The sequence below is a fragment of the Streptomyces sp. NPDC059866 genome (genome assembly GCF_042731325.1).
GTDB lineage: Bacteria > Actinomycetota > Actinomycetes > Streptomycetales > Streptomycetaceae > Streptomyces > Streptomyces flavusporus.
In genome coordinates this window covers 32,471-47,260 of the sequence record NZ_JBHWJT010000024.1, presented here as the reverse complement: position 1 = coordinate 47,260, position 14,790 = coordinate 32,471, and the positions used below count along the sequence as shown (strand labels likewise).

Annotated in this window: 9 protein-coding genes and 1 pseudogene; 6 read left to right on the top strand and 4 right to left on the bottom strand. The window is 72.2% G+C overall.

Translation table 11 applies throughout. The features are described 5' to 3' along the window. Positions 1-169: 169 nt before the first annotated feature. From prfB to ACFV7R_RS32235, 3 genes are all read right to left on the bottom strand, one after another. Positions 170-1,276, bottom strand: coding sequence for a peptide chain release factor 2 (gene prfB / locus ACFV7R_RS32245; protein WP_129799792.1), 1,107 nt, complete (start codon positions 1,274-1,276; stop codon positions 170-172). A gap of 177 nt (positions 1,277-1,453) precedes the next feature. Beyond that, a complete protein-coding gene (locus ACFV7R_RS32240) occupies positions 1,454-2,695 on the bottom strand; it encodes a serine/threonine-protein kinase (protein WP_385269769.1) in 1,242 nt (413 codons plus the stop codon). A gap of 150 nt (positions 2,696-2,845) precedes the next feature. Then, the gene (locus tag ACFV7R_RS32235; RefSeq protein ID WP_385269767.1) at positions 2,846-4,567 is read right to left on the bottom strand and encodes a serine/threonine-protein kinase; all 1,722 of its coding nucleotides are present in this window, start codon (positions 4,565-4,567) and stop codon (positions 2,846-2,848) included. 494 nt (positions 4,568-5,061) lie between these two features. On the opposite strand from ACFV7R_RS32235, the gene ACFV7R_RS32230 reads away from it, so the two are divergent. The 5 genes and pseudogenes from ACFV7R_RS32230 to ACFV7R_RS32210 form a co-directional block, all read left to right on the top strand. After that, positions 5,062-8,646, top strand: a complete 3,585-nt coding sequence (locus ACFV7R_RS32230; RefSeq protein ID WP_385269972.1) for an FHA domain-containing protein — start codon at positions 5,062-5,064, stop codon at positions 8,644-8,646. Between the two features lie 153 nt (positions 8,647-8,799). Continuing rightward, a complete protein-coding gene (locus tag ACFV7R_RS32225) occupies positions 8,800-10,188 on the top strand; it encodes an ABC transporter substrate-binding protein (protein WP_385269765.1) in 1,389 nt (462 codons plus the stop codon). A gap of 82 nt (positions 10,189-10,270) precedes the next feature. Further along, entirely contained in the window at positions 10,271-11,554 is a 1,284-nt protein-coding gene (locus ACFV7R_RS32220; protein ID WP_385269763.1) for a carbohydrate ABC transporter permease, read from the top strand. Beyond that, positions 11,551-12,441: a carbohydrate ABC transporter permease gene (locus ACFV7R_RS32215; RefSeq protein WP_129799796.1), complete on the top strand. Its 891-nt coding sequence runs from the start codon at positions 11,551-11,553 to the stop codon at positions 12,439-12,441. The genes ACFV7R_RS32220 and ACFV7R_RS32215 overlap by 4 nt, the downstream gene beginning before the upstream one ends. A 200-nt stretch (positions 12,442-12,641) precedes the next feature. Next, positions 12,642-13,640, top strand: a pseudogene (locus ACFV7R_RS32210) (glycosyltransferase family 2 protein); the annotation flags it as partial. Between the two features lie 49 nt (positions 13,641-13,689). On the opposite strand, the gene ACFV7R_RS32205 reads toward ACFV7R_RS32210, so the two are convergent. Next, the gene (locus tag ACFV7R_RS32205; RefSeq protein ID WP_385269761.1) at positions 13,690-14,103 is read right to left on the bottom strand and encodes an organic hydroperoxide resistance protein; all 414 of its coding nucleotides are present in this window, start codon (positions 14,101-14,103) and stop codon (positions 13,690-13,692) included. Positions 14,104-14,222: 119 nt separating this feature from the next. Between ACFV7R_RS32205 and ACFV7R_RS32200 the strand changes: the two genes are divergently transcribed. Continuing rightward, a complete protein-coding gene (locus tag ACFV7R_RS32200) occupies positions 14,223-14,696 on the top strand; it encodes a MarR family winged helix-turn-helix transcriptional regulator (protein ID WP_385269759.1) in 474 nt (157 codons plus the stop codon). Positions 14,697-14,790 lie beyond the last annotated feature (94 nt).

Genomic DNA, 14,790 nt, shown 5'->3' with positions numbered 1-14,790 from the left:
TCCCATTTTTCAAAGCAACGTCAAGGCCGTTGCGCGCGCGATGTCCAGTTACGCCTTCTTTGCCGGGCGTTGAAGCGTGTGAGTGTGATGTAAAACCCAGACATGCAGGAACAGAAAAGGCAACTGCCGCCGGAAGGGCGGCAGTTGCCTTGTCGACAAAACGCTTCGCTTACTTCTCCTGCTGCTTGCGCCAGCGAATTCCAGCCTCCAGGAACCCGTCGATCTCGCCGTTGAACACGGCCTCGGGGTTACCGACTTCGTGCTCGGTGCGCAGGTCCTTGACCATCTGGTACGGGTGCAGCACGTACGAACGCATCTGGTTGCCCCAGGAGTTGCCACCGTCACCCTTGAGGGCGTCCATCTTGGCCTGCTCCTCCTGGCGGCGCCGCTCCAGCAGCTTGGCCTGAAGGACGTTCATGGCCGTGGCCTTGTTCTGGATCTGCGACCGCTCGTTCTGGCAGGAGACGACGATGCCGGTCGGCAGGTGCGTGATGCGCACCGCGGAGTCGGTGGTGTTGACGCCCTGACCACCCGGCCCGGAGGACCGGTAGACGTCGATACGCAGCTCGGACTCGTCGATCTCGACGTGGTCGGACTGCTCGACGACGGGAAGCACTTCCACACCGGCGAAGGAGGTCTGCCGGCGCCCCTGGTTGTCGAAGGGCGAGATGCGCACGAGACGGTGGGTGCCCTGCTCGACGGAGAGGGTGCCGTAGGCGTACGGCACCTGGACGGCGAAGGTGGTCGACTTGATGCCGGCCTCTTCGGCGTACGACGTCTCGTAGACCTCGGTCTTGTAGCCGTGCTGCTCGGCCCACCGCAGGTACATGCGCTGGAGCCGCTCGGCGAAGTCGGCGGCGTCGACGCCACCGGCCTCGGCACGGATGTTGACGAGCGCCTCACGGGCGTCGTACTCCCCGCTGAGCAGCGTCCGCACTTCCATCTCGTCCAGCGCCTTCCTGACGGCGGCGAGCTCGGACTCCGCCTCGGCACGGGTGTCCGGGTCGTCCTCCTCCTCGGCCATCTCGAACAGCACGGCAAGATCGTCAATCCGCCCGCGCAGCGCCTCCGCCTTCCTGACCTCGGCCTGGAGATGGGAGAGCTTGCTGGTGATCTTCTGCGCCTCGTCCGGGTTGTCCCACAGGGACGGCGCGGCTGCCTGCTCCTCGAGCACGGCGATGTCTGCCCTCAGCTTCTCGAGGTCCAGAACGGCCTCGATCGACTCCATGGTCGAGGAGAGGGACTTGAGCTCTTCGGATACATCGACGACTGCCACGCTCCCAGCGTAACGGCTCCGCCGGGTGACCAGCGCCGGGTGAGTGTGGCTTGTGCGGGCACCCGGCGCTGGTGCCGGCCCCGCTGGGGGCTGCGCCCCCAGACCCCCGATTCGGCCTGAACGGCCTCGTCCTCAAGCGCCGGACCGGCTGGTTGTCGCCGACCGCCGTCCCAAGGTTCAGGGAGATGCCGGAGCCGAATCCTTCGTGTCCTGTGGTGTTGCCCCCGCGTCGTCACCCGACGTGGCCAGCCATGTACCGGCCCCGGCCGCCGCCACCAGCACAGCCGCCGCCACGCCCAGGGTCAGGCGTCGACGTCGGGTGGTCGCCCGGTGCCGGGCCGAACCGGGGCGCGGGGCGCCCGTCGCGCGCGGTGCCCGTGCCGTCCCCCGTGCACCGCCCGCCAGCTCGTCCGGGGCCGGCACCCTCATCGACGTATGCGTGTCACGGTTGGAGTCGGGCTTCGCGCCGGGTACCAGGGGCACAGCCCCCCGCCGCACCCGTACCGGCATCTCCGGCTCCCCCGCCACCGGCGCCGCCTCGGCCGGGACGTCGCCGTCCTCCACGTCCGGCTCGTCCACATCCAGTGGCGGCATGCCCGCAAGCGCCGGCAGCTGCTCCCGCAGCCGTGCCGCCAGCTCCGACGCCCGCAGCCGGGACGCCGGTCCCTTCGCCAGGCACTGCACGATCAGCTGCCACAGCTCGTCGGGGATGCCGGGGAGGGGGACGACCGTCTCCGTCACATGCCGGCGCAGCACCGCGCCCGGATGGCCGCCGCCGAACGGCGTGAACCCGGCCAGCAGCTCGTACAGCACGGTCGCCAACGCATAGATGTCGACCGCGGCCCGCGGCGGCAGCCCCTCCACGATCTCGGGCGCCAGGTAGTCCGGCGTACCGATGATCTTCGTGGCACGTGTCCGCCGTGGAGAATCGATCAGCTTGGCCACGCCGAAGTCCGTGAGCAGCGCTCGATGCGAGCCCCCGGGGCCCAGCGGGCCCTGCATGTCCAGCAGGACGTTCTCCGGCTTCACGTCCCGGTGGACGACCCCTGCCGCGTGCGCCGCCGCCAGCCCCTCCGCCACGTCGGCCACGATCGCGACGGCCGCCTCGGGGGACAGCCGCCGCTCACGTTCCAGCCGGGTGCGCAGGTCCGTGCCCCGGACCAGGTCCATGACGAGCGCGAGGTCGTTGCCGTCCACCACCAGGTCGCGGACCGAGACGACGTTGGGGTGCTCGAGGCCGAGCAGGGCGGTGCGCTCCTGCACGAAGCGTCCGACGAGCTCCTGGTCGGACGCGAGGTCCTCGCGCAGCAGCTTGATGGCGACGGGACCGTCGGGTCCCTCGCCCAGCCACACCGTGCCGGCGCTGCCACGTCCCAGGATCTGGTTCGCGGTGTACCGGCTGCCGATCTTCCGTGCCAAGGCTGCTCCTACAGACGCGTGTTGTCGCTGCTGCGCCGTCCCGGGGGCCGACCCCCGGACCTCCAGCCGACAAAACTACGCGCCCGGAGCCGTTACCTTCACCGCGGAGAGGGAAATCACCCGCCAGGTGTCGACAAATCAACTCACTCGCTACTGCGTGGACGTACCTCCGGGCCCCTCCTCGGAGGTCCCGGAGTCCCCGCCCAGATCCCCGATCCACCCCGTCACCGTGGTGAACCAGTCCGTGAGCTGCTCCCAGTAGCCCTTGCCCGTGCCGATCCACTCCTGCAGCGGGCTCAGCTCCCAGATCAGCCAGCCTGCGACAAACAGGATGACGATCGTGAACAGGCACCCCTTCAGGCAGCCCAGCCCGGGAATCCGCATCGGATTGGCGCTGCGCTGCCGCGGCGGCCGCGGCTCACGCGCCGGCCGCTGCGGCTCGGGCGTGGGCGCAGGGGCATACCGCTGGGGCTGCTGGTGCGGCGGCGGGGCGTACTGCTGCGGCTGTTGCTGCTGCGGATGGCCGTACCCGGGCGGCGGCCCCTGCTGCGGACGCCGCTGGGGCTGCTGCGCCGGCCGCGGCTGCTGCGGCCGGGCGACCTGCCGCTGCGGGCGGCGGCGCAGCGGGTCCTCGCCGGGGTCGAGGTACTGGACCTGCGTCTGCTCGTTGCGGTCGCGCGCGGCACGCAGCTGCGACTGCCACGGGTGCGGCTGATCGGGCTGCTGCCCCTGCTGCTGCCCGCCGGGCTGGTTCGGCGGTACCGGCGGCATCACCGCGGTCGGGTCGGCGGCCCCGGTGTTCGGCAGTACGGCGGTGGGGTCGGCGGCGCCCGCCGGGCCTCCGGTGTGCGGCAGCACGCTGGTTGCGCCGTTCGGGTCGTACGCCCCCGCCCCGGCCGATCCGTGCGGCAGCACCTGCGTCGGGTCGGCGGCACCTGGAGTTCCGGGCACGGGCGCGGGCGCCGGGTCAGGTGCGAGGAGGGCGGCGACGCCCTCGGCCGCGGCGATCTGCGCGGAGTTCGCGTGCACACCGACGCCGTCGGCGACGACCCGCAGGCCGCGCGCGAGGTTCTCGGCGCTGGGGCGTTCGTCGGGGTTCTTGCGCAGGCAGCGCTCGATGACCGTCCACAGCGGTTCGGGGACGGTGGAGGGGCGGCGCGGTTCGGCGCTCAGGTGCTGGTGCAGCACCTCCAGGGCCGAGCTGCCGGAGAACGGCGGTCGGCCGGTGACCAGCTCGTACAGCAGGATGCCGGCGCCGTAGATGTCGACGGCCGAGGTCTGCGGGCGGCCCTCGGCGGACTCCGGCGCCACGTACGCGGGCGTGCCCACGAACTCCTGGGTGCGGGTGAGGCCGGGCGAGTCGGCGAGCCGGGCGATGCCGAAGTCGGTCAGCAGCGGGTGCATCTGGCCGCCGTGCTGCTGGAGCAGGACGTTCGCCGGCTTCAGGTCGCGGTGGACGACGCCGTCGGCGTGGCTGGCGGCCAGCGCGTCGGCGATCTGCGCGGTGAGCAGGGCGGCCGCGACGGGCGTGAAGGGACCGTTCTCACGCAGGTAGCGGTGCAGGTCGGGGCCGTCGACGAGGTCCATGACCAGGGCCAGCAGATCGCCCTCGACGACCAGGTCGCGGACCCGGACGATGTTCGGGTGGGTCAGGCGGAGCAGGACGGACCGCTCCCGCAGGAACCGCATCACGACATCGGGATCGCTCGCGAGCTCCTCCTTGAGGACCTTGATCGCGACGGTCTCACCGGGCTGTCCGGGCACGGCCGCCTCGGCACCCGCGGTCTCCCGCTGGCGGGCTCGCCAGACGGTGCCCGTGGCGCCGCGTCCGAGCGGCTCCTCGAGCAGGTACTTGCTGCCTACCGGCCGCACGTCATGCGCTCCCTGCTGCTTGCTTGCGTGTTCCGACCCACTGTTTCCGACCCACTGTAGTGCCGCCGTCCTCGGTACCGGGCTGCCGTCTGTCCATACGGCCTACGGACTGGTTCCCCTCTGGTTCCGGTACACGCTCCGTACTTGTTCCGGTACTTGTTCCCCTACCTGTTCCGGTACTTGGTCCGGCACGTCGCTCCGGTACATGTTCGAAGGAAAGACGCTCGACCCGATCCGTTGGTTGCCGAACCCGGACGTGACCGATCTCAAGCGGTCATCCGCACGGCCCTGGTCAGTCACTTTTGCGGGCAGAGCCGACCAATCAAGATCACTTGGCGGCGGGCGGCGGGCGCGTTGTCAGTGGCAGGTGCGAGGATGCCTCCAGTACTGGCCGACGTGCTCGTGTGGTGGTGGGGGAAGTCCGCGGTGGGGGACCGCGGGGCGGCCTCGGCCCCGTTCCGCGGGCGCCCGCGCAGAAGGGACCGCTGACGGCGATGCAGATCCGGCTGACCGTCGTAGACCCGCTGGGCCCGCCCGCCCCCGCCGACGCGCAGGGCCACGCCGCGAGCCGCGACGTGCTGGTCACGGCCCCGGCCGGCACGGCTCTGTCGGCGGTGGCCTCCGCGCTGGCCTCGGCGGTCTCCGGAGACGGCGGCGCCCCGCTGTCCGGAGCCGTGGTGCTGTACGCCGGTGCGGAGCGTCTCGACCCACAGCGCTGCACGCTGGGTGAGCCCCCGCTGCTCGACGGCGCCGTCCTGTCCGTGGGCGCTCCGGCCGAGCCCGAGCCCCACCCGGAGGTGGACGACGCCCCGGCCCGCCTCGACGTGATCGCCGGCCCCGACGCCGGCGGCGTCCATCTGCTGCACGGCGGCCAGGTCCGCATCGGCCGCTCCGCCGACGCCGACGTCCCGCTCGACGACCCGGACGTCTCCCGGCTGCACTGTGCGGTGACCCTCGACGCCGAGGGCCGCATCTCGGTCGCCGACCTCGGCTCCACGAACGGCACCACCCTGGACGGCACGCGCGTGGGTGCCCGCCCGATCCGCTTCACACCGGGCGTGCTGCTGCGGATCGGCGAGTCGACCCTGCGGCTCGCCCCCGCCGGAGGGCCGGGTGCGCGGATGCGGACGGCCCCTGACGGAGAGGGACACGTTCGGGTGTCTCCGACGCCGGACGAGACCCACGCGCGCGCGAACACCCCGACCGACGGGACCCGGCACGCCTACGGCCCGGCGGCGGACCTGGAGGCGCCGGGCGAGCGGGGGGACGACGGTTCGGCGGGCGGGGGGCGCAGCGAGGGACGTGGTGGCGAGGCGGGGGGCGGCTTTGCGGGGGCGGCGCAGGACAACCCGCGGTCGGATCACGCAGCCACGGCTCAGGACAGCCGCCGGAGCACCCCGGCAGCCGTACCCCCCGAGAGCCGGCGGACACCCCCGGCCGGTGCGCCCCAGGACGGCCGCCACCCCCTCCCCACGTCCCCCGCAGCGCCCGGCGGCTCGGAGCACGGGCCCCTCGAGGCGCCCCTCGTTCCGGAGCAGGGCGGCGCTCCACGGATCGAGACCCGACAGGATCTGCACCCGCGCCCACACCCGGGCTCCGGCCCGGCGGCGCCCCCCGGCGGCGAGACGCACGCCGGATTCGGCGTAGGACACCTCGACGGCGTGCCGGCCGGCGAGGGCCGCCGCAAGGGCACCCCGCTGCGGGGCATGGACGTACCGCAGGGCGTGCGCAGGCGCGGAGGGCTCACGGCGTGGGCGCGGCGGCTGGCGGGTGGGCGGACCGAGCAGGGGGCGACCGGACGACGCGGGGTGTACGACGCCGAAGCGGCCGGTGGAGCGGCGGGGTCCGCCGCCGGGGCCACGGCACCGGAGACATGGCCGGACCCGGCGGCTCTGCTGCTGACGGCCCTGGGGCCGGGGCCGCGGCTGTGGGAGCGCGGGCCGGGCCATCCGGAGGCGCTCACCGTGCGGCTCGGCACGGCCGACCGGACCGCGCCCGACGGTTCCGGACTGCTGCCCGCGGTGCCGGTGACCGCCGACCTGCGCGAGGCCGGGGCGCTGGGCCTGGCCGGGCCGCGCCCCCGACTGGCCGGGCTGGCGCGCGCGGTGCTGGCCCAGCTCGCCGCCCTGCACGCGCCCGATGCCCTGGAAATCGTCCTGATCAGCACGGACCGCTCGCGCTCCGTCGAGGAGCGCACCGCCGAGTGGTCCTGGCTCGGCTGGCTTCCGCATCTCCGCCCGGCGCACGGCCAGGACTGCCGCCTCCTCCTCGCCCACGACCGCGAACAGGCCGCGGCCCGCACCGACGAACTCCTGCGCCGCCTGGAGGACCACCTCGCGGACCGGCCGAGCGCCACCCGGCCCCGCGGCACCGCCCACTCGGCCCCCCGCCCGGCGGACCACCTCCCCGAGCGGCCGAACAGCACACCACCCGCCGGCACCGCCCCCGCCACTCCCCCTCGACGCCCCTCCTGGGCCCGGGACGACGGACCGGAGGACGAGGAGCCGGGCGGCGGCTTCGCAGGGCCGTACACCGTGGTCGTCGTGGACGGCGATCCCGGCGGTGCGGGACTGCGGGACGCGGTGACGCGGCTGGTCGTGGAGGGGCCCCGCGCCGGCATCCACGTGGTGTGTCTGGCCGAGACGGACCCCGCCTCGCCCGCGTCGCCCGTCACCGAGACCTACGAGGCGGCCTGCGCGGTGGCGCCGGCGTTCCGGGAGTGCGGGGCCGTCGCGCTGCTCAGCGGTGACGTGGCGACGGCGCTGCGGCTGCTGCGGGTCGCACGGGCGGGGACAGCGCAGGGCGACCGGCCGGGCCCCGTCGGGCACGGCACGGTGGCCGCCGTGGACGCCGTCTCCCCCGCGTGGGCCGAGCGGTTCGCCCGGGCGCTGGCGCCGCTGCGTACGGATGCCGCCGCCGACGGGCGGCACGCGCGTGTGTCGGCACCGTTGCCGCAGGCGGCGCGGCTGCTGGACGAGCTGGGGCTGGCCCGGGCCACGCCGGCGTCGTTGATGGCGCGCTGGGCGGACGCGGCCGACGACACCGAGGCGCTCGGCGGCCGGGCGTGCGCCGTGCTCGGCGCCGGGCCGCGCGGGCCGGTCGGCGTGGACCTCGTCGCCGAGGGCCCGCACCTGCTGGTCGAGGGACCACCGGGCAGCGGACGTACGGAACTGCTGCGGGCGATCGTCGCCTCGCTCGCCGCGGCCGAGCGGCCGGACCGGCTCAGCGTGGTCCTGATGGACGGCCGGGACGGTGTGAGCACGGGCCGCGGGCCCGGCGACGGACTGCGCGTCTGTATGGACATCCCGCATGTCACCACCCATCTCCTCGCCAACGACCCGGTCCGTATGCGGGAGTTCGCGCAGTCCCTGTCGGCCGAGCTGAAGCGGCGCGGCGAGCTGCTCGGCCGGTCGGACTTCGCGGAATGGCACACCGGGCGTGTGGTGTCGGGCCGGATGGTCGCCCAGCGCTCGGCGAGCACGGCCGGTGCCGGGGATCTCGACACCCCGCCCAGTGCCACCCTGCGGCTGCGGCCCGCGGCTCGCAGAGAGGCGGAGGCGACGCCGCCGCTGCCCCGGCTCGTCGTGGTCGTCGACGATCTGGACGCCCTGGTGTCGCCCCCGCTGGGCTCGCCGGGACGGCCCGCGGCCGGGTCCGTGATGCGTGCGCTGGAGGCGGTGGCCCGGGAGGGCGAGCGGCTCGGCGTCCACCTCGTGGCCGCGGCGGGCCCCGGGGGCCGTACGGCGGAGACGGAACCCGCGCGGAGGGCCTCCCTCCGCGTCGCCCTCGACGCACCCACCGCGGGACCGGACGAACCGGCGCCGGGACGAGGCCGGCTGACCCGGCCCGACGGACGGGTCACGCCCTTCCAGGGCGGCCGGGTCACCGGCCGCATCCCGCGCACGGCGACGCTGCGGCCGACGGTCGTTCCCCTGGAGTGGCAGCGGATGGGCGACCCGCCGACGCGCCGTCCCGTACGGGAGTTGGGGAACGGGCCGACGGACCTGGCACTGCTGGCGAGCGCGTTGGAACGGGCGGCGCGGGAGGTTGCGGCGCCGGAGGTGCCGTCACTCCTGTAGCTGCCCCGACTTGACAGCCGGGCGAGTCACGACGCGGTCACGATCACCCTCTTGACACCGTATGCGCTCTTGCCGACCCCATCTCCCCGGCGTAGACCAGAGCGCACGGGACAGCGCTCGAACGTTCGACGAGGAACGAAGAACGGGGCCGTGATGCACAGCAGGAGCAGCACCACCAGCCGGACACCGACACGCAGGGCCGCTCGGGCCGCCGCAGCCGCACTGGCGGGAGCGCTCGCGTTCTCGCTCACCGCCTGCGGGGGCGACGACGGCGACGGCGGCAACGAAACCGACGGCGGCGCGAACGAGACCGCCAGCACCGTCACCCTCCCCAAGCTGAACGGCGAGACCCTGGAGGTCGCCGCCGTCTGGACCGGCCCGGAGCAGGCCAACTTCAAGAAGGTCCTTCAGGAGTTCGAGAAGCGCACGGGCGCCAAGGTCACCTTCGTCCCCGCGCAGGACCCGATCATCAACTTCCTCGGCTCGAAGATCGCGGGCGGCGCACCGCCGGACGTCGCGATGCTCCCCCAGGTCGGGGCGATCAAGCAGGCCGTGGACAAGGGCTGGGCGAAGCCGGTCGGGGCGGAAGCCCAGGAGCAGCTGGCCAAGAACTACTCGCAGGGCTGGCAGGACCTCGGCAAGGTCGACGGCAAGCAGTACGGCGTGTACTACAAGGCCGCCAACAAGTCCCTGATCTGGTACAACACACAGGTCCTCGAGAACGCGGGCGCCGAGGAGCCCAAGACCTGGGACGACCTGCTCACCACCGCGCAGACGGTCTACGACTCCGGTGTCACCCCGTTCTCGATCGGTGGTGCCGACGGCTGGACGCTGACCGACTGGTTCGAGAACGTCTACCTCTCGCAGGCGGGCCCGGAGAAGTACGACCAGCTCGCGCAGCACGAGATCAAGTGGACGGACCCCTCCGTGACCGAGGCGCTGACGACGCTCGCGGAGATCTGGGGCAAGAAGGACTACATCGCGGGCGGCGCGGACGGCGCCCTGCAGACGGAGTTCCCGGCCTCGGTGACCCAGACCTTCACCGGCGGCGACCAGCCGAAGGCGGGCATGGTCTTCGAGGGCGACTTCGTGCAGGTCAACATCGCGGAGACGGACGCCGAGGTGGGGACGGACGCGAAGGTGTTCGCGTTCCCGGCGGTCGGCGACACCGCGCCGGTGGTCTCCGGCGGTGACGCGGCCGTCATCCTGGAGGACTCGAAGGCGGCGCAGGCGCTGGCCACCTTCCTGGCCTCGCCGGACGCGGCGACCATCCAGGCGGAGCTCGGCGGCTATCTGTCGCCGAACAAGAACGTGGACCCGTCGGCGTATCCGAACGCGGTGCAGCAGGAGATGGCCAAGTCGCTGGTCGCGGCCGGCGACGACTTCCGCTTCGACATGTCCGACCAGGCCCCGCAGGCGTTCGGCGGCACGCCCGGCAAGGGCGAGTGGAAGGCGCTGCAGGACTTCCTGAAGAACCCGAAGGACGTCAAGGGCACCCAGGAACAGCTGGAGGCCGACGCGGCCGCGGCGTACGGGAACTGAGCCGACGATGATGTCGTCGGCGCCGACGGCAGGGGTCCCGGAACCGAAGATTCCCGGGGCCCCTCCCCGTAAGCACAAGAGCGTGACCGGCACCCGCAGGACCGTGGCAGCCCTCTTCCTGCTGCCCGCCCTGGTGCTGCTCGGCGCGCTCGTGGTCTACCCGATCGGGTACTCGGTCGTCCGCAGCTTCTACGACCAGTCCGGCGACGGCTTCGCCGGATTCGACAACTACGAGGCCCTGTTCACCGACGACGGCATCCGCACCGCGCTGAAGAACAACATCATCTGGGTGGTGTTCGCCCCGACGGTCGCGACCGCGCTGGGGCTGATCTTCGCGGTGCTGACCGAACGGGTGCGCTGGGGCACGGCGTTCAAGCTGGTCGTCTTCATGCCGATGGCGATCTCGATGCTCGCGGCGGGCATCATCTTCCGCCTGGTGTACGACCAGGATCCGGACAAGGGCATCGCGAACGCGGTGTGGGTGGGTGTGCACGACACGTTCGCCCAGTCGTCGGCGTTCCCGAAGGCGCATCCGGGCCGTGAGTCGCCGCTCGAAGCGGCCGGCGGCGGCGCCTTCGTCACCAAGGAGCCGGTCCGCCTGGGCGAGCCGGTCACCCTGCCCCTGGTCGGCGTCGCCCCCGACCAGATGCCCGACGACGCCACCAGGGCCGTAGCGGCGAAGGCCGACCCGGGCAAGGTCACCGGCACGACCTGGCAGGACTTCACGCGCGGCAAGGGCGTCGGCACCCTCGGCGCCCCGGACGCCTCCGAGCTGGGCTATCCCGGCATGAGGATCGAGGCCGTCAAGGACGGCAGGGTGGTCGCGTCGACCACGGCCGCCGACGACGGCACGTTCACGCTCCCGGCCGCCGCCGAGGGAGCCCAACTGCGGCTGCCCGCCGACAACTTCAAGGAGCCGTACAACGGCCTGGACTGGCTCGGCCCGTCCCTGGTCACGCCGGCCATCATCGGCTCGTACATCTGGATGTGGGCGGGCTTCGCAATGGTGCTGATCGCGGCGGGTCTGGCCGGTGTCCCGCGTGAACTGCTCGAAGCGGCCCGCGTCGACGGCGCCAACGAATGGCAGGTGTTCAGACGGGTCACGGTCCCGCTCCTCGCACCTGTCCTCGCGGTCGTCACCGTCACGTTGATGATCAATGTCCTGAAGATCTTCGACCTGGTCTTCATCATCGCCCCCGGCTCCTCCCAGGACGACGCGAACGTGCTCGCCCTGGAGCTGTACCGCAAGGGCTTCTCCGAGGACCAGCCGGGCATCGCCAGCGCGATCGCGGTGTTCCTGCTGCTTCTGGTGATCCCGGTGATGTGGTTCAACGTCCGCAGGCTCAGGCGGGAGGTGCGGCGATGACCACGCAGGCCGTGACCAAGGAGTCCGGCAAGGCCAAGGCGTCCCTCGGCTCCCGCCTCGCCGAAGGCGTCAGCGGCGGTCTGGTACGCGTCTTCCTGATCGTCGTCGGACTGTTCTGGCTGGTGCCGACGATCGGTCTGCTGCTCTCCTCGCTGCGCACTCCGGCGGACATGAACGAGAGCGGCTGGTGGACGGTGTTCACCGAGCCCGCCCAACTCACCTTCGAGAGCTACGACAAGCTGCTCCAGAACAGCGACATCACCGACTCGCTGGTGAACACGATCCTGATCACGGTGCCGGCGACCGTGCTGGTCGTGGTCATCGGCTCGCTCGCGGGCTACGCCTTCGCATGGATGGAGTTCCCGGGCCGCGACTGGTGGTTCCTGGCGGTGGTCGGCCTGCTGGTCGTGCCCGTGCAGGTCGCGCTGATCCCGATCGCGGAGCTCTTCGGCAACATCGGCCTGTTCGGCTCGATGCTCGGCGTGATCCTGTTCCATGTCGGCTTCGGTCTGCCGTTCGCGGTGTTCCTGCTGCGGAACTTCTTCGCGGAGATCCCACGCGAGCTGCTGGAGGCGGCCCGGCTGGACGGGGCCGGTGAACTGCGTCTGTTCGCACGGGTGGTGATGCCGCTGGGCGGGCCGGCGATCGCGAGCCTGGGCATCTTCCAGTTCCTGTGGGTGTGGAACGACATGCTGGTCGCGCTGGTGTTCTCCGACTCCGGCAGCCAGCCGATCACGGTCGCGCTGCAGACGCAGGTACGGCAGTTCGGCAACAACATCGACGTCCTGGCGCCCGGCGCGTTCATCTCCATGGTGATCCCGCTGGCCGTGTTCTTCGCGTTCCAGCGGCAGTTCGTGTCCGGTGTGATGGCAGGCGCGGTGAAGTAACCGCGGAAGCAACACCGTGGGGGCGGGCCGACCGGCCCGCCCCTTCGCGTTCCCGGCGAATCCCCGTGACGCCCTCCTGGTAGCCACCGTTCGGCAACCTTCTGGTCACTTCACCGTCACCGAAAGCCACTGATCGCCGTTTCACCTGACAGGAGCCCGTATGTCCCGTAGTTCGACGCAACCCACCTCGAAAGAACGACATGCCCCGTTTCAGCATCATCGTCCCCTCGCACGGGGTGGAGGGCCTGCTGCCCCGGACCCTTGACTCGGTCCTCGCCCAGTCCTACGGCGACTTCGAGCTGATCACGGTGTGCGACGAGCCGGAGACCCCCGCAGCGGACATCACCGCCGAGTACGCCGACCAGGACGGCAGGGTGACGCCCGCCTACTCACCGCCGTCCGCCGGCCTGAGCGCGGCGCGCACCACCGGCCTGCGCGAGGCCACCGGCACCTATCTGCTGTTCCTCGACGGCGACGACACCCTCGTACCGGGCGCGCTGGCCGCACTGGACGCACGGCTGCGGGAGACGGGCCCGGTGGACGTACTGCACTTCGAGCACGAGCGCGTGCACTGGCGGAGCGGCCCCACGCACACTCCCCCGCTCCCGCCGACCCCCGCGGGAACCTTCACTCCCGACGCGGCACCGCGGCTGACCTCGGTGGACCGCCCCGCCTGGAGCGCGGCCTATCGCCGCGGATTCCTCACCGCCCACCAGCTCGTCTTCCCCTACGGGCACTTCACGGACCTCGGCTGGGGCGGGGTGGTGACGGTGACGGCCGAGCGGATGGCGGTGCTCCGCTCGGCCGTCGTACGGCATCTGCTGCGCCCGCAGGGCAGCCGGCTCGACCTTCCGGGCGCGCACCAGCTCGATCTGCTCGACCAGGTCGAACTGGTGCTGTTCCAGGCTGCCGAGCAACGTCTGTCCGCCGCACGGCACGACGCCCTGTTCGACCAGCTCTTCGCCGTGGCCCTGAGGACGGCAGCCGATCCCCGCCGGCTGCCCGCACGCCATCGCCGCGTCTTCTTCCGCCGGGCGGGCGTGCTCTACCGCCGCCATCTTCGGGCCGGCCACCGCGCACCCGGCGGCAGCGTCGGCGTACAGCACCGGCTGCTGGCGCTCGGGTCCTACACGGCGTTCCACGCCCTGCGTCATGCCCACCGGTCGGCGTCGAGGGTCCGTGACGGCATCTCGTCACCGGGGTGGCGCAGCGGCGGTGCGGCCTGGCTGCGGGCCGGGATCCGCGGGGTTACTCGATGACGAGCTCGACCGGGATGTTGCCGCGGGTGGCGTTGGAGTACGGGCAGACCTGGTGGGCCTGCTCGACCAGCTTGCGCCCGGTCGTCTCGTCCACGCCTGCGGGCAGCTCGACGCGCAGGGTGACGGCCAGCCCGAAGCCCTCGCCCTGCTTGCCGATGCTCACCTCGCCGGTGACGGCGGCATCGCTCACGTCCACCTTGGCCTGCCGGCCGACCAGGCCGAGGGCGCTGGCGAAACAGGCGGCGTAACCGGCGGCGAAGAGCTGCTCGGGGTTGGTGCCCTGGCCATTGCCGCCCATTTCGGCCGGGATGCCCAGCTGCAGGTCCAGCTTGCCGTCGGAGGAGACGGCGCGGCCCTCGCGGCCGTGGGTGGCGGTGGCGACAGCGGTGTAGAGCGCGTCCATGGAGAAACATCCCTCTCAAGTCGTCTTCCGGCGGCCTGTCCGGCCGACCTGACGCATTAAGTAGAGCACACAATTCAATTGCGCACAACTAAATGGCGGGCAAGAGCTACTCTGGAGCCATGACGACCACGCCCACAGCGGACTGGCTCCGCCTCGACCAGCAGATCTGCTTCTCCCTGAACGCGGCGTCGCGCGCCTTCGGCGGTGTCTACCGCGTGATCCTCAAGGACCTCGGGCTCACCTACCCGCAGTACTTGGTGATGCTCGTGCTGTGGGAGCACGGCGACCTGCCGGTCAAGAAGCTGGGCGAACACCTGCGCCTCGACTCCGGCACCCTGTCACCGCTCCTGAAGCGGCTGGAGGGTGCCGGACTGGTGCGCCGGGAGCGCAGCGCCCACGACGAGCGCTCGGTCGAGGTCCACCTGACCGAGGACGGCGCCGCCCTGCGCGAGCGGGCGCTTCAGGTACCGCGCCGTATCGCCGCGGCGACCGGCTTCGACATCGACGAGATCCGCGAGCTGCGCACCCGCCTCGACCAGCTCACGACGGCGCTCGACACGGCGGCCCGGGCGGAGGCATCGGGCGCCGGCTGAGCGCACACCGCGTCACCTGCTTGACTGAAGCGGACATCACGCGGGTGCTTCGCCGTGAGGCGGACACCACACGGGCCAACTGACGAGGGGACGG

What these genes read in the sequence shown, in the direction of transcription:
- ACFV7R_RS32200 (WP_385269759.1), top strand. Translation starts at nt 14,223, where the DNA reads ATGACGACCACGCCCACAGCGGACTGGCTCCGCCTCGACCAGCAGATC.
- ACFV7R_RS32205 (WP_385269761.1), bottom strand. Translation starts at nt 14,103, where the DNA reads ATGGACGCGCTCTACACCGCTGTCGCCACCGCCACCCACGGCCGCGAG.
- ACFV7R_RS32225 (WP_385269765.1), top strand. Translation starts at nt 8,800, where the DNA reads ATGCACAGCAGGAGCAGCACCACCAGCCGGACACCGACACGCAGGGCC.
- ACFV7R_RS32230 (WP_385269972.1), top strand. Translation starts at nt 5,062, where the DNA reads ATGCAGATCCGGCTGACCGTCGTAGACCCGCTGGGCCCGCCCGCCCCC.
- ACFV7R_RS32215 (WP_129799796.1), top strand. Translation starts at nt 11,551, where the DNA reads ATGACCACGCAGGCCGTGACCAAGGAGTCCGGCAAGGCCAAGGCGTCC.